This is a genomic window from Pseudomonas sp. KUIN-1 (genome assembly GCF_009176725.1).
Classification (GTDB): domain Bacteria; phylum Pseudomonadota; class Gammaproteobacteria; order Pseudomonadales; family Pseudomonadaceae; genus Aquipseudomonas; species Aquipseudomonas fragariae.
In genome coordinates this window covers 4,146,849-4,167,743 of the sequence record NZ_AP020337.1, presented here as the reverse complement: position 1 = coordinate 4,167,743, position 20,895 = coordinate 4,146,849, and the positions used below count along the sequence as shown (strand labels likewise).

20 protein-coding genes and 4 tRNA genes are annotated in these 20,895 nt (G+C 60.3%); 13 read left to right on the top strand and 11 right to left on the bottom strand.

Annotation, left to right across the window (positions count from 1 at the left end; genetic code table 11):
* The first annotated feature begins 1 nt into the window (after position 1).
* Positions 2-487, top strand: a complete 486-nt coding sequence (locus KUIN1_RS18645) for a glutathione peroxidase (RefSeq protein ID WP_003418059.1) — start codon at positions 2-4, stop codon at positions 485-487.
* A 4-nt stretch (positions 488-491) separates the two neighbouring features.
* On the opposite strand, the gene KUIN1_RS18640 is transcribed toward KUIN1_RS18645, so the two are convergent.
* Positions 492-2,843 carry a hybrid sensor histidine kinase/response regulator gene (locus KUIN1_RS18640; protein WP_024638898.1) on the bottom strand — a complete coding sequence of 784 codons (2,352 nt, stop codon included), beginning with the start codon at positions 2,841-2,843 and terminating at the stop codon, positions 492-494.
* Positions 2,844-2,928: 85 nt separating this feature from the next.
* Here KUIN1_RS18640 and KUIN1_RS18635 point away from each other — a divergent pair, with 85 nt between their 5' ends.
* Positions 2,929-3,819: an ATP-binding protein gene (locus KUIN1_RS18635; RefSeq protein ID WP_011268543.1), complete on the top strand. Its 891-nt coding sequence runs from the start codon at positions 2,929-2,931 to the stop codon at positions 3,817-3,819.
* On the top strand, positions 3,816-4,298 hold the full coding sequence (locus tag KUIN1_RS18630) for a GAF domain-containing protein (protein WP_011268542.1): 483 nt from the start codon (positions 3,816-3,818) through the stop codon (positions 4,296-4,298). The genes KUIN1_RS18635 and KUIN1_RS18630 overlap by 4 nt, the downstream gene beginning before the upstream one ends.
* 50 nt (positions 4,299-4,348) lie before the next feature.
* Here the strand turns inward: KUIN1_RS18630 and KUIN1_RS18625 are convergent, their stop codons facing one another.
* Entirely contained in the window at positions 4,349-5,107 is a 759-nt protein-coding gene (locus tag KUIN1_RS18625) for a hypothetical protein (RefSeq protein ID WP_011268541.1), read from the bottom strand.
* Positions 5,108-5,411: 304 nt separating this feature from the next.
* Between KUIN1_RS18625 and KUIN1_RS18620 the strand changes: the two genes are divergently transcribed.
* From KUIN1_RS18620 to KUIN1_RS18605, 4 genes are all read left to right on the top strand, one after another.
* Positions 5,412-5,487: transfer RNA gene (locus tag KUIN1_RS18620), tRNA-Glu, on the top strand.
* 2 nt (positions 5,488-5,489) lie between these two features.
* Positions 5,490-5,565, top strand: a tRNA-Gly gene (locus KUIN1_RS18615).
* 100 nt (positions 5,566-5,665) lie between these two features.
* A tRNA-Glu gene (locus tag KUIN1_RS18610) sits at positions 5,666-5,741 on the top strand.
* 4 nt (positions 5,742-5,745) lie between these two features.
* Positions 5,746-5,821: transfer RNA gene (locus tag KUIN1_RS18605), tRNA-Gly, on the top strand.
* A gap of 72 nt (positions 5,822-5,893) precedes the next feature.
* Here the strand turns inward: KUIN1_RS18605 and KUIN1_RS18600 are convergent.
* Positions 5,894-6,319: a cupin domain-containing protein gene (locus KUIN1_RS18600; RefSeq protein WP_003404169.1), complete on the bottom strand. Its 426-nt coding sequence runs from the start codon at positions 6,317-6,319 to the stop codon at positions 5,894-5,896.
* A 147-nt stretch (positions 6,320-6,466) separates the two neighbouring features.
* Positions 6,467-7,189, bottom strand: a complete 723-nt coding sequence (locus KUIN1_RS18595; RefSeq protein ID WP_152092169.1) for a pirin family protein — start codon at positions 7,187-7,189, stop codon at positions 6,467-6,469.
* A 184-nt stretch (positions 7,190-7,373) separates the two neighbouring features.
* Between KUIN1_RS18595 and KUIN1_RS18590 the strand changes: the two genes are divergently transcribed.
* Positions 7,374-8,282 (top strand): LysR family transcriptional regulator, encoded by a 909-nt coding sequence (locus KUIN1_RS18590; protein WP_024640577.1) that lies wholly within the window; start codon positions 7,374-7,376, stop codon positions 8,280-8,282.
* Between the two features lie 15 nt (positions 8,283-8,297).
* On the opposite strand, the gene KUIN1_RS18585 is transcribed toward KUIN1_RS18590, so the two are convergent.
* From KUIN1_RS18585 to KUIN1_RS18570, 4 genes are all read right to left on the bottom strand, one after another.
* A complete protein-coding gene (locus KUIN1_RS18585) occupies positions 8,298-9,476 on the bottom strand; it encodes an acyl-CoA dehydrogenase family protein (RefSeq protein WP_152092168.1) in 1,179 nt (392 codons plus the stop codon).
* A 32-nt stretch (positions 9,477-9,508) separates the two neighbouring features.
* Positions 9,509-10,498, bottom strand: a complete 990-nt coding sequence (locus KUIN1_RS18580) for an ABC transporter substrate-binding protein (RefSeq protein ID WP_003404164.1) — start codon at positions 10,496-10,498, stop codon at positions 9,509-9,511.
* A gap of 224 nt (positions 10,499-10,722) precedes the next feature.
* Positions 10,723-12,306 carry a rhodanese-related sulfurtransferase gene (locus KUIN1_RS18575; protein ID WP_152092167.1) on the bottom strand — a complete coding sequence of 528 codons (1,584 nt, stop codon included), beginning with the start codon at positions 12,304-12,306 and terminating at the stop codon, positions 10,723-10,725.
* A complete protein-coding gene (locus KUIN1_RS18570) occupies positions 12,303-12,908 on the bottom strand; it encodes a cysteine dioxygenase (RefSeq protein ID WP_054091850.1) in 606 nt (201 codons plus the stop codon). The genes KUIN1_RS18575 and KUIN1_RS18570 overlap by 4 nt, the downstream gene beginning before the upstream one ends.
* A 207-nt stretch (positions 12,909-13,115) precedes the next feature.
* On the opposite strand from KUIN1_RS18570, the gene KUIN1_RS18565 reads away from it, so the two are divergent.
* The gene (locus KUIN1_RS18565; RefSeq protein WP_024640849.1) at positions 13,116-14,021 is read left to right on the top strand and encodes a LysR family transcriptional regulator; all 906 of its coding nucleotides are present in this window, start codon (positions 13,116-13,118) and stop codon (positions 14,019-14,021) included.
* A 65-nt stretch (positions 14,022-14,086) separates the two neighbouring features.
* Here KUIN1_RS18565 and KUIN1_RS18560 read toward each other — a convergent pair whose 3' ends face one another.
* Positions 14,087-15,175 carry an LLM class flavin-dependent oxidoreductase gene (locus tag KUIN1_RS18560; protein WP_116830854.1) on the bottom strand — a complete coding sequence of 363 codons (1,089 nt, stop codon included), beginning with the start codon at positions 15,173-15,175 and terminating at the stop codon, positions 14,087-14,089.
* A gap of 257 nt (positions 15,176-15,432) precedes the next feature.
* Between KUIN1_RS18560 and KUIN1_RS18555 the strand changes: the two genes are divergently transcribed.
* The 4 genes from KUIN1_RS18555 (at position 15,433) to KUIN1_RS18540 (ending at position 18,389) form a co-directional block, all read left to right on the top strand.
* Positions 15,433-16,290: an ABC transporter permease gene (locus KUIN1_RS18555; RefSeq protein ID WP_024652863.1), complete on the top strand. Its 858-nt coding sequence runs from the start codon at positions 15,433-15,435 to the stop codon at positions 16,288-16,290.
* A 4-nt stretch (positions 16,291-16,294) separates the two neighbouring features.
* Complete coding sequence (locus tag KUIN1_RS18550; protein ID WP_152092166.1) at positions 16,295-17,119, top strand: ABC transporter ATP-binding protein; 825 nt, start codon at positions 16,295-16,297, stop codon at positions 17,117-17,119.
* A gap of 52 nt (positions 17,120-17,171) precedes the next feature.
* The gene (locus tag KUIN1_RS18545) at positions 17,172-17,474 is read left to right on the top strand and encodes a SelT/SelW/SelH family protein (protein ID WP_011268529.1); all 303 of its coding nucleotides are present in this window, start codon (positions 17,172-17,174) and stop codon (positions 17,472-17,474) included.
* Positions 17,475-17,567: 93 nt separating this feature from the next.
* Positions 17,568-18,389 carry a UDP-2,3-diacylglucosamine diphosphatase gene (locus tag KUIN1_RS18540; RefSeq protein ID WP_152092165.1) on the top strand — a complete coding sequence of 274 codons (822 nt, stop codon included), beginning with the start codon at positions 17,568-17,570 and terminating at the stop codon, positions 18,387-18,389.
* A gap of 10 nt (positions 18,390-18,399) precedes the next feature.
* Here KUIN1_RS18540 and KUIN1_RS18535 read toward each other — a convergent pair whose 3' ends face one another.
* On the bottom strand, positions 18,400-18,711 hold the full coding sequence (locus KUIN1_RS18535; protein ID WP_003393857.1) for a DUF962 domain-containing protein: 312 nt from the start codon (positions 18,709-18,711) through the stop codon (positions 18,400-18,402).
* A gap of 658 nt (positions 18,712-19,369) precedes the next feature.
* Positions 19,370-20,824 (bottom strand): TrkH family potassium uptake protein, encoded by a 1,455-nt coding sequence (locus KUIN1_RS18530; RefSeq protein ID WP_003314706.1) that lies wholly within the window; start codon positions 20,822-20,824, stop codon positions 19,370-19,372.
* Positions 20,825-20,895 lie beyond the last annotated feature (71 nt).

Below are 20,895 nucleotides of genomic sequence, written 5' to 3'. Positions count from 1 at the left end.
GATGAGTGAAAACCTGCTGAGCATCCCGGTCACGACGATCAAGGGCGAACAGAAAACCCTCGCCGATTTCTCCGGCAAGGCGCTGCTGGTGGTTAACACCGCCAGCAAGTGTGGCTTTACCCCTCAATACAAGGGCCTGGAAAAGCTCTGGCAGGACTATAGGGATCAGGGCTTGGTGGTGCTGGGTTTCCCCTGCAACCAGTTCGGCAAGCAGGAGCCAGGCGACGAGGGGGCGATTTCCGGCTTTTGCGAGCTGAACTATGGCGTCAGCTTCCCGTTGTTCAAGAAGATCGATGTGAACGGCGAGCAGGCCCATCCGCTGTTCGTGCAGCTCAAGCAGCAGGCGCCGGGGTTGTTGGGCACGGAGCGCATCAAGTGGAATTTCACCAAGTTCCTGATTGGCCAGGACGGTCGGCTGGTCAAGCGTTTTGCGCCATTGACCAAGCCTGAGGAACTGACGGGCGAGATCGAGGCGCTGCTGCGCTGAGTCTTCAGTCGATGCCGGTAATGGGTATCCACTGATCGAGAATGCTGACCAGTTCGGCACGCCGGAACGGCTTGGCCAGATAGTCATTCATGCCCGCCGCCTTGCAGCGCTCGCGCTCATCGGGCATGGCGTTGGCGGTAAGGGCAACGATCGGCAGGTTCGGCCAGCGGCCGCTGCTGCGGATCTGGCGGCTGGCTTCATAGCCGTCCATGACCGGCATGTTGCAGTCCATCAATACCAGATCGAAATGGCCTTGCTCCAGCTGTTCCAGGGCTTCGCCGCCATGGCTGCTGATGATCACTTCGCAACCCAGTTTGCCGAGGATGCCCTTGGCGACCAGTTGATTGACCGGATTGTCCTCGACCAATAACACCCGCGCCAGACGTGGCGCCGTATGTTCGAGCGCCTGTGTGTCCTTGAGCCCCGTTTCTTCCTGACCCAGTATGCGCCGCAGCGTGTGGTAAAGCGCGTTGCGCGCCAGTGGCCGGGCCTGCTGTTGCAGCGGGGCCAGGGCGGCAACCTGTTCGCCGGGCATGAAGTTGCCATAGGCGGTCACCAGCAGGATCGGCACGGGTGTGGTGGGGCGAATCGTAAACAGGCATTCGGGACAGTCGGTGATGACCAGATCGGAACTGCCGTCGAGGTCCACTGCTTGTGCGCGATCGTCGATGCTGCGTCGCTTGAGGTCGACCCCCCAGAACGGCAGCAGACTGCCCAGCAGCTCCACCAGTCCGCTGCCTGCCGAGCTGACCACCGTCACCCGGCCCTTGAGCGGCGTCTGAGTAACCGCAGGCACGTGGACCGGCAGCGGCAGCTCGGCGCAGAACTGGCTGCCGAAACCGGACTGCGACTGGATGCTCAACGTGCCATTCATGGCCTCGCAGAGGTTGTTGGTCAGCGCCAGGCCCAGTCCCGTACCGCCGTACTGGCGGGTGATGGCGGTTTCAGCCTGGGTGAACGGCTGGAAGATTCGGGTCTGGGCGTCCTGCGCAATGCCGATGCCGGTGTCGCGGACTTCGATGCGCACCCGGTGTTCACCGGAGCTGGCGTCCCGATGATGAGTCAGGCGCACATCCACGCGCCCGAAACGGGTGAACTTGAGGGCGTTGGACAGCAGGTTGCTGACGATCTGGCGTACTCTGGTCGGATCGCCGGTGACCATGGCCGGGAAGTCCGGCGCGATCAGGCAGGTCAGCTCCACGCTGGGGGCTGCGTTCTGCGACAGCAGATTGGCGGTGTCCTCGATCAACATCCCCAGGTCGAAAGGAATGCGCTCGATCTCCAGGTGACCGGCATCGAACTTGGACATGTCGAGAATATCGTTGAGCAGCTCGACCAGCACCTTGCCGGAGTCGTGGGCGATCATCAGCTGCTGGCGCTGTTCGGCACCCAGCGGACTGTCCAGCGACAGCGCCAGCATGCCCAGCAGACCGTTGAGCGGTGTGCGGATCTCGTGGCTCATGTGCGCCAGAAACGCCGAGCGCGCATGGGCCATGTCCAGTGCCGTGCTGCGCGCTATCTGCAGTTCCTCATTGGACTCGCGCAGGCGCAGGTTGCTGGCCTTGAGCTCGTTGGTGCGCGCCGAGACGATGTTTTCCAGTTCATTGAGGTGGTCGGTCAGCCGGTCCTCGGCCGCGCGTCGCCTGGAAAACTCGCTGCTCATGGTTTCAAACTGACGGTTGAACGTCTCGACCAGTACGCCGATTTCATCCTGGGCATGGTAGGGCGGGCAGGTTATTTTGCCCTGGTCAGGGTTGCGCGGATCGCGACTGCTCAGTTCGCGGATTACCCTCACCAGCGGCTTGGTCAGGGTCGCGTAAAACAGAATGGTCAGAATCCCGGCCAGCGCCAGGCTGCGCACAAAGCCGTTGAGCAGGGTGATTTCGGCGCGCTGCAGAAAGTGGCTGCCGAACGCGAAGGTGTCCACGGTCAGGTACAGTGTGCCGATGGTTTCATTGGGCAGGTGATTGAGGTGCAGCTTTTCCTGAAACTGCCGGCTTTCGCCGAACAGCCAGTCGCTGAACACCCGATAACGCCCGGTGGCCATGGGGCGCTCGACGCTGGAGAGCACGGCGTCGTTGTTATCGGTAAGCCTGGCGCTGACCACGGCAGGCGAGCGCAGCAGGCCGAGCGTGAGTTCCTGGGCCAGCTCCGAGTCGATGTTATAGGCGATGCGCGACGCCGGGTTCTGGATGATTTCCAGCAGTGACTTGATTTCACGATTGATGGAAGCGTCTTCGCTGGCATAATCGATCGCAATCTGGAACAGGCTCAGCAGGGTCCCCAGCACGAAGCCGATCGATACAGCCAGGCGCGCCTGCTTGAACGACAGCCTGTTTTTGAGCGATATATCCATGAGTACTGCCACTTCTGGTGCCCGGTGCCGGCCAAGCATAGCCGATCGGCACTGCTGACTAATCAGTTAAATATAAGGAGATCCCGTGGATTCTCGGTTGGATGCTTTTCTGCAGCGCGCCGACGCCGTGCTGGCCCGACTGGAGCCGTTGCTGCCAGCGCTGCGCGAGCCGGTCGACTGGTCGCAGGCGCTGGCCGCGCGCTGGGTGCAAGAGGGCCGCAGCGGTTACCTGATGCCGCTGCAAGTGAGCCTCGATACGCGCCTGACCGATCTGATCGGCGTCGACCTGCAGCGCGATCAGTTGGGGCGCAATACCCGTCAGTTCATCGACGGGCTGCCTGCCAACCATGCCTTGCTCTGGGGTTCGCGCGGCACCGGCAAGTCGTCCTTGATCCGCGCGCTGCTGGCCGAGTACGCTCCGGCCGGTCTGCGCCTGATCGAGATCGAACGCGACCATCTGGGTGATTTGCCGCGTGTGGTTGAACAACTGCACAAGCTGCCGCAGCGTTTCGTGCTGTTCTGCGATGACCTGTCGTTCGAGTCGGGCGAGGGTGATTATCGCGTGCTGAAGAGTGTACTCGACGGCTCGCTGGAGCAGGCGCCAGACAACGTGCTGCTGTACGCGACCTCCAATCGTCGTCACCTGGTGCCCGAGAAGGAAAGTGACAACGTCGACTGGAAGCACGTTGACGGCGAACTGCACCCCAGTGAGGCCGTCGAAGACAAGATCGCCTTGTCTGACCGGTTCGGGCTGTGGCTGTCGTTCTATCCGTTCACTCAGGAGCATTATCTGAACGTCGTCGAACACTGGATCACGCAATTAGCGCAAAAAGCCGGATTGCAGTGGCAGCGCGACGAAAACCTGGAAAAAGCCGCGATTCGCTGGGCAACCGCGCGCGGTAATCGCAATGGCCGCTGCGCCTATCAATTTGCACGTTACTGGGTAGGACTTGAATTGTTGGAGCAACACACATGATTGATTTGCAAAACACCGGCGCGGGCCTGGACGGCTATGGTTTGCTGGCAGCACAACTGGAAGCACTGTTGGCCGACGAACGCGATTTCATCGCCAATGCGGCGCAGTTTTCGGCGTTTCTCTACACCCAGCTCGATGATCTGAACTGGGCAGGCTTTTACCTCAATCGCAACGAAGAACTGGTGCTGGGTCCGTTTCAAGGGCAGATCGCCTGCGTACGCATTCCTTTCGGCCGGGGCGTTTGCGGGGCGGCGGCGCAGAGCCGACAAACCCAGCGTGTGCAGGACGTTCACGAGTTTCCCGGGCACATTGCCTGCGACAGCGCATCGAACAGCGAGTTGGTGGTGCCATTGATCAAGGAGGGACGTCTGATCGGTGTGCTGGACCTGGACAGTCCGAGTGTGGGGCGTTTCAACGAAGAGGATCAGGCAGGGATCGAGCGTCTTGTGGCGATCTTTCTGGCATCGACCGACTGCTGATCCGGTCGGCCGCTGCCCGGAGCACAAGTCCGGCAGCGGCGGGGCAGTCATCAATCGTAGATGACTTTCTTCTTCCATTCCGATTCGGTGTCGTCCTGCTTGAGGCCTTCGGTCAGTGCGTTGTCGTCGTCTTCGGTCGGCGCGGTGTTGGTCAGCACTACGGAGTTGGCACGGGCCAGTTGTTTTTCCATCGCCAGCAGTTGCTGTTGATAAGTGACCGGGTCCGGCTGGTTGCGCAAATACTGTACGCCGCGCTCGAATGCCAGACGTGCCTGACCTGGCTGATCCTGAGAAAGTGCAGTCTGGCCAAGGTTGTTGAAGAATTCGATGTGCAGGTTGACCAGGATCGTGCGGATTTCACGGATCCAGTGTTTCGCTTCGCTGGTCTGCAGAAAGCCGTCATGTGCAGCACGCGTCACCTGACCATGCAGGGCTTCCAGCAGAAAACGCACGTCCTTGGCCTTGGCTTCGGTCTGGATCGGTGTGACCGGGTTGGGTATGTCGATGCCTTCGCCCTTGGCAATCTGCTCTTCCAGTTCGCCAATACGGTGCTTGAGCTGAGCGTTGCCTTTCTCCATGTTCAGCATGCGCTGCACGACGTTCAGCTCCAGCCGCGCGAGCAACAGCTTCAAGGCGGGGGACATCAGCTGGCCCGGGAACACTTCGGTGATCTCGCTGCAGCGACGCAGGCGATCGCCCAGTTCGACCTTGGTGCGAGCCTTCTCCAGTTTGCCGTTTTCAGCGACGTGATTCAGGTAGCCGATCGCGATGAGCAGTGCGATACCTGCTACTACCATCAGCGTGATCATGAGTGGAGTCACTGTGCAAACCTCATTCGTTCAATTAGTTTTAGTGCGAGTGTAGTGGCTAAGCACTACTGCGCATAGATGTCCCTCTCGGAGTTTGTCGGCATCTCTTCTATATAGATGAGGGGAGATTGATCAGCCGCGCGCCTGGCGACAGTCGGTCAGCGTCCGAACGGCATCGAAGTTATTGATTTCAATAAATTTTCACATGGGGGTTGACGACCCCTCAATCCATCCATAGAATGCGCGCCACTTACAGCGTAAAGCACACAGCGTAGCGCCAATAAGTAGTGAATGTTGTACGTGTGTCCCCTTCGTCTAGTGGCCTAGGACACCGCCCTTTCACGGCGGTAACAGGGGTTCGAGTCCCCTAGGGGACGCCATTGCGGGAATAGCTCAGTTGGTAGAGCACGACCTTGCCAAGGTCGGGGTCGCGAGTTCGAGTCTCGTTTCCCGCTCCAATTTTAAGCAGCTTTGCCTTTGGGCAGGGTTGAGTGAAACCAGAACACGTCTTCGGATGATGTCTGGAACTGAAACACACACCATTGTGTTTCAGGCAGTGTCCCCTTCGTCTAGTGGCCTAGGACACCGCCCTTTCACGGCGGTAACAGGGGTTCGAGTCCCCTAGGGGACGCCATATTGCGGGAATAGCTCAGTTGGTAGAGCACGACCTTGCCAAGGTCGGGGTCGCGAGTTCGAGTCTCGTTTCCCGCTCCAAATTCACAAAAACGCCGCTCAACAGAGCGGCGTTTTTGTTTGTGCGTTTTGAACGTATTCCGACAGTCATGCTCAGCTCTGCCTGGAAGCCAATACCTCGTCTAGTTCCGGCAGCAAGGTCACGCTTTCCTGCTCATTTGGATCGGTACGCGCAATCAAAGCTGTGGCTGCATTCTCGCTGCTGCGGTTATAAGGCACATGCGGCATGCCCGCCGGGATGTAAAAGAAGTCGCCTTCTTCCACGACTGCATGTTTTTCCAGCGACTCGCCATACCAGCAGCCGGTAGCTCCACTCAGTGCGTAAATAGCTGTTTCATGCTCCTGATGTTTGTGTGCCTTGCCTTTACCTCCGGGCGGGATCGTCAGCAACTGCATATGAATGTGACGCGCGCCCGCACTTTGGGCTGAAATACCGACTTGATAATCCAGGCCCTGCTTACCTTGAAAGGTGCGGGCGGGCTTCAGAAGAACACAATCATAGTGTTGATCATGGGGCATGGTTTTTCCTCACTTGATGTCTGATCGGCTAGCCCAATGCGGCCCGGTCAGTGCCGCGAGCGACTGGTGGAGGGCGGGAGCGTGGGTTACCTCGCAGCACCAATCAAGTGAAAGAAACGCTAGGTTTTCCTGATATCAATCGATGCATCAAGGCATCTGCGGCAATTCATTAGGCCGCATATCAAACACCAGCACTTCCGCATCAACCCCTTCGCTCAGGCTGATCAGCCGCTCGTTACGCACGCGCACCCCGTCACCTTCGCCAAGTCGCTCGCCATTGAGCACCACGCTGCCACGGGCGACATGCACGTAGGCATAGCGATTGGCAGCCAGCTCAAGCGCGGCGGTTTCATCACCATCGAACAGACCTGCGTACACACGGGCGTCCTGACGAACTTTCAGTGCGCCATTCTCGCCTTCAGGGGCGATGATAAGTTGCAGACGGCCGCGTTTCTGTTCAGGGCTGAAGTGTTCCTGCTGATAGTTGGGCGTGGCACCGGCGACATTCGGCACGATCCATATCTGCAGAAAATGCACGCCTTCGGTCTGCGAGTGGTTGAACTCGCTGTGCGCCACGCCGCTACCGGCACTCATCAACTGCACGTCGCCAGGGCGTATCACCGAGCCGGTGCCCAGCGTGTCCTTATGTTCCAGCGCACCTTCCAGCACATAGGAAAAAATTTCCATGTCGCGGTGCGGATGCTGGCCAAAGCCTTTACCTGCAGTCACACGGTCGTCATTGATGACCAGCAGATCGGAAAAGCCCTGTTCCTGCGCATTACGATAGCTGGCGAAGGAAAAGGTATGAAAGGATTTCAGCCAGCCATGATCAGCCGCGCCGCGATCGGAAGCTTTGCGAAGAGTCAGCATGATTCTTTCTCCATCGGATATCGACGCTGCACATTCAGCAATCGATCAAGTGAGATCAAGATTACTGGTTATCTTTCGATGCAATAAGTAGCTGAAACACGAATCACCGTCTCGTTCTGGTTGACAGTGCTCAGTGAAGGATTAGGCTTTGTTGAATGCTGTCCAGCTCACTCAGGCCATGCCGATGAACCCTTTTGAAGACATGCGTATCTTTTGCCAGGTGATGGAATCCGGCAGCTTCACGGCCGCGTCCGACAAGCTCGGGCTGTCCAAGCAGTTTGTCAGTCGCCGCCTGATGCAACTGGAGGAGCGGCTTGGCGTGCGTTTGCTCAACCGCTCGACGCGGCGTCTGGATGCTACACCTCTGGGCCAAAGCTATTACGAATCGGCCTTGCGCTTGCTGGCCGAAGTCGAACAGGTCGAGCAGGGCATCACCGGGCAGAGCAGCGAACCGCGGGGCACATTGCGCCTGAGCGCCCCCTTGACGTTTGCCGTCGCCCACCTGGGCTGCCTGTTGCCACAGTTTTTACAGCGCTACCGTGATGTAGCGGTGGAGGTCGACTTGAGCGACCGACCGGTGGACGTGATCAGCGAGGGCTACGATCTGGTGCTGCGCATCGGCGTGCTGGAAGACTCCAGCCTGATCGCACGTCGCATCGCTGCAATTGACCGGGTCTACTGCGCCAGCCCGGGCTACCTCGCCGAGCGCGGCACGCCGCTAGAGCCTGAAGACCTGCACCAGCACGACTGCCTGCCGTATGGTCACAGCCGCCAGGTGCAATGGCGTTTTCAAGGCGCGGGCAAAGCGTCGAGCCTGAACGTCAGTGGGCGAATGCGGGTCAATAACGGCGAGTTGCTCAGAGATGCAGCCGTTGCCGGGCTGGGGATCACTTATCTACCGACGTTCATCGTCGGTGCAGCCCTGCGCGCTGGCAGTCTGGTGCGCGTGCTGGACGACAGGCGGCCCGAGCCACTGACGCTGTCAGCGGTGTACCCGCAACACCGTCAGGCTTCGCGACTGGTACAGATGTTCATCGAGTTTCTGCGCGAGCGTCTGGATTCGAGTATCGAACTGGATGGCCAGCAGGGTTGATCGGTGCGCCCCAGGTTACCCTTTATTGCGCCTGGCAAAAGCCGCTTTGCCCACACCGATGAGCACCGCATCGTTCTGCGGCGTATGCACCCGACCGCACAGTACATTGCGGTAATGACGCTGCAGCGGGTTGCTGCGCGACAGGCCCGGGTTGCCCGAGGCTTCGACGGCCAGCTCCACGGCGCGTATGGCATTGCCGGTCACCAGAAATTTGATCTGCGCGGCATGTTCGGCGGACGTGTGTCCCTGTGCTGCGGATTGCAGCAGGTTCTGGTTGGCGAACAGCAGTGTGTCGATATGCCCGACGGTTTCCTGAAAACGCGGCAGCGTCGAAAGTGCCGCCCCGAGATTGGACGGTTTGCGCTGTTCCAGCCAGTGCACCAGCCAGTCGCGGGCGGAATGGGCGATACCGTCGTAGACCGACGACAGCAGCACCGCCATCCACAGCAGGCCCGATCCATCCAGTTCGGATTGCGGGGCGCTCCACGGGCTGACGCTGACCGCGTGATCGAGCGGCACCATCACGTTGTCGAATCTGACTTCGTGGCTGCTGGTGGCGCGCATGCCCAGATGGTCCCAGTCCTCAATGATGGTGATGCCCGGCGTGTCCTTGTGAACCAGCCAGCTGCCCACCAGCGGGTCATCGTCATCGCTGCGCGCCCACACGGCAAACCAGGTCAGACCCTGGCTGCCGGTGGAGTAGATCTTGCTGCCGCTGATCCGCCAGCCCTCGGCGGTACGGCAGGCGATGGTGCCCGGCAGGCCGCCGCGTGCGGGTGTGCCCAGGTCCGGCTCCACGCGCAGGGCGTTGATCAGCGCGCCGTCGCGAACCGCCTCTTCGGCCACGCGAATGCGCAGATCAGTCGGCCATTGGCTGTTCTCTTGCAGGCGCGAATGCTGCAGGTACTGCATCACCAGAATCAGCGCTGTCGACGGTTCGCCCCTGGCCACTGCGCTGACGACCTGTTGCGCTCGCGCCAGATCGGCACCGCCGCCGCCCAGTTCGGCGGGCACGGTAAAGCCCAGCAGGCCATGGCTGTGCAGCAAGGCAAAGTTGGCGTGGGGGAATGCTCCGCTGGCATCGTAGTGCTCTGCGGTTTCGGCCAGCGTTGCGGTAATCCCTTCCAGCCGGGTGGCGAAATCTGCTGCTGATTCGGACAGCTCACGGTGCTGACGAAGCGGTGAAAGTTTCATGCGGGGTCCTTTTCGCAGCGGATATCCGAGGGTTAGTGAGCGTTGGCCTGGGCAATCCGGGCACGCGATGTGTTGAAGCTTTTATCGAAGCCGGTCGAGACGTCGATGGGCTTGCTGACGATGCCTTCCGCCAGGTAGGTGTTGGCGGTTTCTTGCAGGCCCTGAATAATCGGGTCATCAATCGGCGTACGCTGCATCTTTGTGGCCTTCGCCACGGCCAGATGCACGTCTACTGGCAGGCCGGTGACTTTGGCCTGCGCAGCGGCATACTCCTCTGGATGATTGTTGGTCCAGTCGAAGGCGCGCTCGACCCTGGCCACGAAGTCCTCCAGTTGCACGCGTTTGCTGTCAATGGCCTTGCTGGTTGCGGCGAGGTACAGGTGGTTGCTCAGCAGTTCGTTACCACTGACCAATACGCGCGCATCGTTCTGGCTGATGGAGATCGTGGTGTAGGGGTCCCAGGTTGCCCAGGCATCGGCGTCGCCATTGGCCAGCACCAGCCGTGATTCGCTGGGCAACAGGTAGATGAAGGTCACATCGCTGGTCTTGAGCCCCGCCTGGTGCAGCGCGCGAATCGCCAGATAGTGGCCGATGGAGCCACGCCCGGTGACGATGCGCTTGCCTTTGAGGTCGGCCACGGTCTGGATCGGCGAATCTTTCGCCACCAGCACGGCGGTGGTGAATCGGCCTTGGGCGTGGGTGATGCTGACCACTTTCAACGGTGCACCTGCGCCGAGGGCAAACACATAAGGTGCATCACCCAGTGCACCGATATCCACTGCCTCGGCATTCAGCGCTTCACCCAAAGGCGCGGCCGAAGGGAACTCGGAGAACTTGATTTCGTACGGCACACCCTTGAGTTCGCCGGAGACCTGCAACAGCACTTTGAGCAGTGACTTCTGGTTGGCCACCAGCAACGGTGCCAGCTCAGCGGCCAGAACCTGCTGACCTGCCATGACGCTCAACAGCGCGCCCAGCAACAGGCTTTTGAAGGGCAGGGGGGATTTGAAAAAAGGCAGCATTTAAGTGTGTCTCCAATAGGGTGATGAATAGTCCTGATGAGCCTTTGACGCTTGTGCCAATACGCCTCACCTTTAGAGTCGGACGCAGCCTTGTGGGAGCGAGCTTGCTCGCGAAGACCCTGTTCCAGACGCAGAAAATGCACTGAATGTAGCGCCCTCTTCGCGAGCAAGCTCGCTCCCACTTGGCGCTTGTGCCAATGCGCTGCGCGGTGTACTCAACGGCATCAAATCACGTAAAACCCATGTGTCCCGTCACGTCCCAGCTGTTCTACGAGGCCAAATTCCCAGTCCAGATACGCCTGCATGGCCTCGCGCGGTGCGTCGGTGCCTTCGTACGGGCGGCGGTAGCGATCGATGCGTGGCGAGGCCAGTCGGCTTTCGCCGTGCTCCAGCGGCAGACCTGCCTTGATCCAGCTGGCGGTGCCGCCTTCGAGCAGGAACACCGGCTTGTCGGTCAACGCTTCGAGGTCGGCCACGGCGAAGCGCGCCAGACGGCTGCTGCCGCAGGTCAAGACATAGCGGTCAGCAGCCGGCAGCTTGTGCAGCGCCTGTTTCAGGTCGGCACGCAAGGTCCACCAGGCGCCGGGAATATGCTGTTTGACATAGTTGGCGCTGGCAGTGAAATCCAGCACCGCCACCTTTACCTGTGTCTGCCACTGGGTGAGAGTCTCGACGCTGATCGCCTCCACCTGCGGCGGCGTCGGGAAGGGCGCGTCCCAGTCGCCCTGTTCGCTGAAGTCGGCCGCATCCAGGTCATCGATCACCGCCACGTCCCAGCCCAACTGTGCCAGCCAGGAGGCCGACATGTTGGCGCGTACGCCGTCGTCGTCCAGCAGAGCGATTCGCGCACCGCGTACGCTGGCGAAATGATCGGTTTCCTGCACCAGTTGCCCGCCCGGTGTAGAGCGCGCGCCGGGCAGGTGGCCTTTGGCAAACTCTTCCGGGGTGCGTACATCGAACAGGTAAGTGGTGCGTGAAGCCTCGGCTTGCCAGCGTTGCAGATCGGCACGGCTGGCACGTTTGACGCTGGCGCGATCGGCCACCTTGCGGGCATCGGCACTGGCGGTTTCGCGGGTCTCTTCACTGACTGCCGCAAAACGCCGGTTCTGGCCATGGTCCAGCGTCTGGCCGGCCAGCAGCCAGCCAATGGTGCCGTTGCGCAGTGCGTTGATCGGGTTGGGCAGACCCGCGTTGACCAGCGACTGGGTGCCGATGATGCTTCGCGTGCGACCGGCACAATTGACGATGATTCGAGTAGTGGGATCCGGTGCCAGCTCACGTGCCCGCAGCACCAGTTCGGCACCCGGCACGCTGATGCCGCCGGGAATGCTCATGGTCTGGTATTCGTCATAGCGCCGGGCATCGAGCACCACCACGTCGGCATTGCTGTCGAGCAGGCGCTTGACCTCTTCTGCGGCCAGCGACGGGGTGGCGCGGTGATGCTCCACCAGCTCGCCAAACGCCTTGCTCGGCACATTCACGTCGATGAACAGCTCGCCGCCAGCCGCGCGCCAGCCCTGCAGGCCGCCGTCGAGCAGTTTCACGTCGCTGTAGCCCAGTGTCTGCAGGCGTTGCAGGGCGATCTGGGCCAAGCCTTCGCCATCGTCGTACAGCGTCACGGCCGTGTCGCGTCGCGGGATGCGGGAGAAAACCTCCAGCTCCAGCTTCGACAACGGGATGTTCACGGCAAACAGCGGATGAGCCTGGGCAAAGGGTGCCTCTTCGCGGACGTCTACCAGGGCCAGCTCCTGACGGTCCAGCAAGGCCTGGCGAATGTCGGCGAATGATCGGGTGGCAGGTGTGGTCATGGGGTCGGGCTCCCTGTTGGCTGATCCTGATGGGCAGTGGCGGCGTTCGAATAGCCGGAGATGAACAGTTTTTCGCTGCCGTCGAGGTCATAGACCGCACGCTTGACGGTGCCGATATCGGCGCCGTAAACGTGGATGCTGATCGACACCTGATCGCTGAAGGCGTTGCTGACCTGATGGACATCGTTGCTGTGCGGTGACAGCGCCTCGACCTGCCCGGGTTGCAGGCGAATCGCCGGGCCGCTGGTTTCCAGGCGCCCTTGCGCGTTGCGACGGTAGCCCTGGGCGTCTTCCGCGCCGCGCAGCATGCCGATCAGCCCCCAGACGCGGTGGTCGTGAATCGGCGTGCGCTGCCCCGGTCCCCAGACGAAACTGACCACCGAAAAGCGCTGCTGCGGATCGGCATGCAGCAGAAATTGCTGATAGCGGTTGGCGTCGGGTACGGTGAATTCTTCCGCCAGCCAGTCATCGTGGCTGACCAGCTGCGCCAGCAGCTTGCCGCCGCGACGCAACAGATCGCCTTCGTGCGGCTCGCTGCCAAGCAGTTCGGTGAGGGCATCGATAAACGCCCCGAGTCGTTCCGGGTGTCGGTTCTGAGTCATGTCCATTTCCAGATCAAAGTCGGGGAATGGTTCGATATAATCATAATATTGATATTTAATATGCTATTTTTTAATGATTAGGTTATAACGAAAACGTCTTTTACTTCTTTGTCGTAATCCGCGAAATCTACGCTCGGGCTATCCATGAGCGCCGGCTGGTACTATGCTTTTTGCCTATGTTTAATCTCTTTTTTATGTGCGGTCCGAATGAAAATTGATGATATCGATGCGTTCGTTGCAGTCATCCGCTGCCAGTCGATCAGCCACGCCGCTGAATCGCTGGATCTGACCCAGCCAGCCATAACGCGCCGGGTGCAGAATTTCGAGCAAGCCCTCGGAGTCGAGCTGTTCGACCGCAATACCAAGCCGCTCAAGCCGACTCCGATGGGGCTTCAGGTTTACCAGAAGTGCCTGGCGATCCTGCGCGAGATGGATTCGTTGCGCGAGCTGGTGGCCAGTGACACGCCGCCCAGCGGTCTGTTGCGTCTGGGCGTGCCGCAAACCATCGGTGACGTGGTGCTGCTCGATGCGCTCAAGCAGTTGCGTGGGGAATTTCCGGACCTGCGTGCGCAGGTCAGCACCGGTTGGGGCAGCCACCTGATCGGCAAGATCGAAAACGGCGAGCTGGATGCGGCGGCTGCGCTGTTTCCGGCAGGCAAGATATTTCCGGACAACATCATCGGTCAGTCGATTGGCAAGATGGAGCTGGTGGTGGTCTGCGCCAGGGGGCTGGCCCCGAAAAAGCCCGGCAAGCTGGCGGACTGTTATGAGCAGGGCTGGGTGCTGAATCCGGACGGCTGCGGCTTTCGTGCAGGCTTGCAGCGCACGCTGACCGATCAGGGCCTGAGCATGAAGGTCAATCTGGAAACTTTCGGCACCGAGCTGCAACTCGGGCTGGTGGCCGATGGCATGGGGCTTGGCCTGGTGCCCAGGCCGTTGCTGGAACGCAGCGCGCACCGCGAGCAGTTGGTGGCGTTGCCGCTCAAGGATTTCAAGCCGGTGATGGACTTGTGGCTGTTCTACCCGCGCTTCCTGGGTAACCTGCAAGCGCCGGTCGAAGCCTTTGGCGCACTGGTGGCGCGGTCGCTCAAGCCGGTCTCGGCAGCCGCCTGAATACCGCATCGCGGGCAGGCAGTCCGGCGCCGGGCGTCAGACCGGCCCGCAGGGTATGAGTTGAATCAGGCGACCTGTTCGCGAGCCTGCTGTTCACGCTGCGCCACCAATGCGCGGGTCAGCGGGATCAGCTTCTTGCCGTAGTCGATGGCATCTTCCAGTGGATCGAAGCCGCGAATCAGGAAGGTGGTAATCCCCAGATCGTAGTAATCCAGCAGCGCTTCGGCGACCTGTTCCGGGGTGCCGACCAGCGAGGTCGAATTGCCCTGTGCGCCGAGCAGGCCGGCGATGCCGGTCCACAGGCGCTTGTCCAGGCGCGATCCTTGTGCAGCGGCGGCGAGCAGGCGGCGTGATCCTTCATTCGGTGGTTCGCGACGTACGAAGCCGTTGCGGTCTGCCAGGGCCTTGGCCTTTTCCAGAATACTGTCGGCGCGTGCCCAGGCCTGTTCCTCGGTCTCGGCCAGAATCGGGCGCAGTGACAGGCTGAAACGAATGGTCCGCCCATGTCTGGCGGCTTCGGCGCGAACCTGCTTCACCACTTCACGCACCTGTTCGTATGTCTCGCCCCACAACGCATAAACATCGGCGTGCTTGCCGGCCACCGCAATCGCCGCTGCCGAGGAGCCGCCGAAGTACAGCGGGATATGTGGCTGCTGAGGGGATTTGACCAGTGAATGCGCACCCTCGAGCTGGTAGTAGGTGCCGTTATGATCGAACGGCTTGTCGCTGGTCCATTCCTGACGCACTACGCTGAGGTACTCGTCGCTGCGTGCGTAGCGTTCGTCCTTGCCGATGTGGCTGCCGTCGGCGCGCAGTTCCTTGTCGTCACCACCGGTGATGATATGCACGGCGGTGCGCCCGCCATTGAACACGTCCAGCGTCGCGAACTGGCGTGCCGCTACAGTAGGGGCGATGAAGCCAGGGCGATGGGCGACCAGAAACTTCAGCTTGGTGGTGACGCTGGCGGCATGCGCTGCGACCAGCGTGCTGTCCGGGCTGTTGGAGTGGTAGGCGATCAGTGCACGATCAAAACCGGCATCTTCATGAGCCTTGGCGACGGTCTTCACGTAGTCGGGCTGGATGGTCGCGCCGCTGCGCGGGTGAATTTCAGAACCGGGTTGCGTGGCGATATAGCCAATGAATTCGATGCTCATGAAAACTCCTGCCAATGGTTGAGGTCCGTTCGACCTTGTCGAGAGGCACCATAAAGGCAAGGGGCAGACGCTGTGAAATTCGATTTCGGTCTAAGTTAATTATAAAAAATATGCATTATGGTATCGTCATGTGATCAAATATTTTAACTATTAGCTTAGGTCTAAATCGAATTTCACGCAGCGTTCTTATGCTCATAATATGGCCTTCATAATGCATCGGGTGCGTCCTGCCCGGTTTGTCCAGGAAGGATGTACCCATGTCTGACACAACGCTCAACCCCGCAGAACCCGGTTTTCTGGTGGTGAACAAACCCGAACAGGGGCGCGTCTCGCAATCGGGTCGCCCGCGCTGGCAAGTGCCGGGCTTTGTCTTGCGTCTGCTCAGCCCGCTGGTGCTGTTGCTGCTCTGGGAACTGGCCTCACAAACCGGCCTGCTGCCCGTCCGCGTGATTGCCGCGCCATCGCAGATCGGCGGTACGCTCTGGTCGATGATCGTTTCGGGCGAACTGGCCCACCACTTGTGGGTCTCGTTGCAACGGGCACTGTTGGGCTTGAGCATTGGCGTCAGCATCGGCGTGGTCGCTGCGCTGGTGACCGGGCTTTCCCGGCGCGGCGAAATCGTTCTCGACTCGCCCATGCAGATGTTGCGCACCATTCCCTCGCTGGCATTGGTGCCACTGTTCATCCTCTGGTTCGGCATTGGCGAGTTCACCAAAGTGGCGCTGATCGTCATGGGCACCACCTTTCCGGTTTACCTGAACCTGTTTTCCGGCATCCGCAATATCGACCCGAAACTGATCGAGGCTGCCAATACGCTCGGCTTGAGCCGCCGCGAACTGATCTGGCACGTCATCCTGCCCGGTTCGCTGCCTGCGTTTTTTGTCGGGCTGCGCTATTCACTGGGTATTTCGTGGCTGGCCCTGGTCTTTGTCGAGCAAATCAACACCACCGCTGGCATCGGTTATCTGGCCAGTGATGCACGGGACTTCATGCGCACTGATGTGATCGTTATCTGCCTGTTGATCTACAGCGTCCTTGGCCTGGTGATCGACGCCATCATTCGCACGCTGGAGCGCTATGCGCTGGCCTGGCGACCGACCTTCGTGAGGCATTGAACACATGGCGACTCCTGATCTGCGCAACACTCCATCCGTGTCTCCCGAGGCGGGGCAGGCGCCTGTACAACTGCGCAACGTGGTGCGCCAGTTTGGCCGGCAACGGGTCATCGACGGGCTGAATCTGGACATTGCTTCTGGCGAATTTGTCGCCTTGCTCGGCGCCAGTGGCTCCGGCAAGACCACCTTGCTGCGCACCCTGGCCGGGCTGGACGAGATCGACAGCGGCGAACTGCGTGTGCCGGTGGCACGTGCGGCGGTGTTTCAGGAACCGCGCCTGATGCCGTGGAAAAGCGCCTGGAAGAACGTGGTTCTCGGCTTGCGTATCAACGATGCCAAGGCTCGGGCCGAAGCGGCGTTGACCGAGGTTGGCCTGGCGCATCGGCTGAATGCCTTTCCTGCCACCTTGTCCGGCGGCGAAGCGCAGCGTGTGGCGCTGGCGCGAGGGCTAGTCCGTGAGCCAAAACTGTTGCTGCTCGACGAGCCTTTTGCCGCACTCGATGCGTTGACGCGCATTCGCATGCATCAGTTGATCATCGACCTGTGGCGCAAACACACCCCGGCGGTGCTGCTGGTGACGCACGATGTCGATGAGGCGATCCTGCTCGCTGACCGGGTCAACGTGCTGGCCGACGGCAGGATTGCCGACGACATCCGCGTCGACCTGCCGCGCCAGCGCGACAGCGGGCAGGCCGGGTTTCAGCTGATTCGCAGCCGCTTGCTGGGCTTGCTGGGCGTCAAGGTGCACGCGGCTGTCGATAGCGCACCGCAAGCGCCAGAACAGGACGTGACCCTCAGCGCATTGCGCCGCTTCGCCAACGCTCGTTGATTCGGCGCACGCTGCGTATCATGGTCGTCTGAATTTCCGAAGAGGGACGCCCATGCCTGCCGAAAAGCCTGAAGTCATCATCACCTATTGCATTCAATGCCAGTGGCTGTTGCGCGCTGCCTGGCTGGCCCAGGAACTGCTGAGCACCTTCAGTGACGATCTGGGTAAAGTCTCGCTGCAGCCAGGCACCGGCGGCGTGTTCCGCATTACCTGCGACGGCGTACAACTCTGGGAGCGCAAGGCCGACGGCGGCTTTCCCGAAGCCAAAGTGCTCAAGCAACGGCTGCGGGACCAGATCGACCCGGCCCGCGATCTGGGCCATAACGACCGTCATACTCCGGCAAGCCCTCAGTAATACAGGGCCGCTGTCACGACATCGCCACGCACGTGTCACATTCGGTTAACCGGCATGCTCCACTCTTCTGGAAACCCTGCCGGAGGTCGTTACATGACCAGTGCTCAGCTCGCCACACCCAGCCGCAAACAGCGCGTGCGCACCTTGTGGATTTCCGACGTTCATCTGGGTACACGTGATTGCCAGGCCGAGCACCTTTCCGCTTTTCTCAAGCGCTATCAGGCTGACAAGGTGTACCTGGTCGGCGACATCATCGATGGCTGGAAACTGCGCGGCGGCATGTACTGGCCACAAGCACACACCAACGTGATTCGCCGCTTGCTGACCATGAGCAAGCGCGGCACCGAAGTCATTTATGTCACCGGCAATCACGATGAATTCCTGCGCCGTTACTCCAAGCTGGTGCTGGGCAACATCCAGCTGGTCGACGAAGTCGAGCACGTCACGGCCGATGGACGTCGCTTTCTGGTCATTCACGGCGACCAGTTCGACGTGATCACCCGCTACCACCGCTGGCTGGCCTTTCTGGGCGACTCGGCCTATGAATTCACCCTGACCCTCAACCGCTGGCTCAACCACTGGCGCGCCAAATACGGCTATGGCTACTGGTCGCTGTCGGCGTACCTCAAGCACAAGGTCAAGAGTGCAGTGAACTTCATCAGCGATTTCGAGGAAGCCATCGCCCACGAATGCGTGAAGCGCGGGCTGGACGGGGTGGTCTGCGGGCACATACACCATGCGGAAATTCGCCAGGTGGGCGGCGTGGAATACCTCAACTGCGGCGACTGGGTCGAATCCTGTACCGCCCTGATCGAACACCTGGACGGCAACATCGAACTGTTCCGCCTGGCGGATGCGTATTTGAAGGCGCAACAGGTTGCGGTCGAAGAACCCGCCAGCGAAACGCTTGCCTGAAGCAACCGGCCTAGAACGGCACCTTGCCCAAGAGCATGTCGCGATACATCACGAAGTCGCCGAGCAGACTGTAAAACGGATGCTTGAACGTGGCCGGGCGGTTCTTCTCGAAGAAGAAATGCCCGGCCCACGCGAAGCCGTAACCCGCGACCGGCAATAACCATAACAACCCCCACCGACCGCTGCCCACACCAAACGCCAACAGGAAAATCACCAGAGACGTACCGACAAAATGCAAGCGTCGGCTGGTAGCACTGCTGTGCTCGGCAAGATAAAAAGGATAGAACTCGGCAAAGCTCGAAAAACGCCTGATGGTATCCACGGTGCCTGTCCTCGTGTGGGCTCTTGTTGTTATACACACACATTTAGCCGACTGTCGTGCCGATGTGGAGTATTCGAGTCGTGCTCATGTTTACGACTATCGTGCCCACGCGCAGCGTTGGAACGATAGCAAAACAATCTAATGCCTTGCCCGCAGCCACTGCCGCAAAAGCGCTTTTCAACCGCAATGGCACTGACGACGCATAGTGCGACGTCAGTGACAGGGCGAAGGAACCCGACGAAGTCGGGCCGGAAACAGGAGCGAAAGGATTTGGTTACTTTGGCCTCATCAAGTAACTCGCCGAGGGGCGAAAAGGTGACCTGAGCCGAACGTCAATCCAGCTGATGTCACAGAACCGCTGTGTGACGCGGAGCGTCACGAACTGCATTCCCACGCGGAGCGTGGGGACGATAGTCATCAGTTTCCGAACCGTGCCTCTAGCAAAACTACTCTAAGGTGCTTTTCGAACACGATGGCACTGACGTTGCTCACTTGGTCCCTCAACGTGAGTCGCCGAGGGGCGAAAAGGTGACCTGAGCTGAACACCAATCCACCTGACATCGCAGAGCCGGGGTGTGACGCGGAGCGTCACGAACTGCATGCCCACGCGCAGCATGGGGACGATAAATAATGCCTTGCCCGCGGCCTCTGCCAGGCCTCAATGCCGCCAGAATGCCGGTACACAGAGCACCAGCACAGTAATGATTTCCAGACGGCCAAGCAGCATACCGCCGGACAGAATCCATTTGGCCGCATCCGGCAGGGTAGAGAAATTGCCCGCCGGCCCGATGACCTCACCCAGCCCTGGTCCCACACCCGATACCGTACTGGCAGCGCCAGTCAGCGCAGTCATCCAGTCCAGCCCGAGCAGCGACAGCATCAGCGCGATCAGACAGATAGTGATCGTGAAGAAAAACGAAAAGGTCAGGATCGAGCGCACGATCTCGTCGTCCAGCCGATGGCCGTTGTATTTCTGCTTCATCACCGCGCGCGGATGGATCAGTTGATTGAGGTTGGTCTTGAGCAGAATGTAGGCCACCTGAAAGCGGAAGATCTTCACTCCGCCCGCTGTCGAGCCGGAACAGCCGCCGATAAAGCCCAGATAAAAGAACAACATCAGCGAGAAGTTGCCCCACAGGCTGTAGTCACCGAGTGCAAAACCCGTCGTCGTCACCACCGAAGTCACGTTCAGCGCGACATGGCGCAGCGCCTCGGTCCACGGCAGGTCCGTGGTGTTGGCGTACCAGACGGTCATGACCAGCCAGGTAATCAACAGCAACCCGATCAGGCCCTGAACCTGCTCATCCTTGATCAACGCCTTGCGGTTGCCGCGCAGGGTCGCGACATACAGGGTAAAGGGCAGGCTGCCGAGGATCATCACCACGATCGCCACCCAGTGCACCGCCGGTTGCGGCCATTTGGCCAGCGACTGGTCGGAGGTAGAGAACCCGCCGGTGGAAATCGCCGACATCGCATGGTTGATCGCGTCGAACAGACTCATGCCCGCCGCCCAGAAAGCCAGGCTGCCCAGCGCGGTAAAGCCCACGTAGGCGAGCACGATGAACTTGGCCACCATGTGCGAGCGGGGCATGACCTTTTCCGAGCGGTCCGAGGACTCGGTCTGAAACAGACGCATGCCGCCGATGCGCAGCAAGGGCAGAATCGCCACGGCCATACCGATGAAGCCGATACCGCCCAGCCAGTGCAACATCGAACGCCAGATCAGAATGCCCGGTGACATGCTGTCGAGATGGCTGAGTACTGTCGAGCCGGTGGCCGTGATGCCGGACATGCTCTCGAAGAACGAGTCGGTGTAACTGATGTGCTGGGTCAGAAGAAAGGGCAGGGCGGCAAAAATGCACACCACGATCCAGCTGGAGACGGTCAGCATGTACATGTCCCGCGGGCGCAACTGAACGTTGTCGGGACGTCCGGGCACCACCAGCGCCAGGCCGGCGATAAAGGTGATGGCGCTGGCCCAGAGAAACTCGCGCAGGTCTTCGAAACGGTCGTAGATGACCAGCGTGGCCATGGGTACGATCATGGCAACGGCCAGGGTGATCAGGAAGATGCCGATAATGAAACCGATGATACGCAAGGTCGGCAACGACATGACAGGCTCTGGCTGGTGTGAGGAAAGGCGCCATTCTACCTGCGCTTGAGGGCATGTAAACCGGCGCGGCC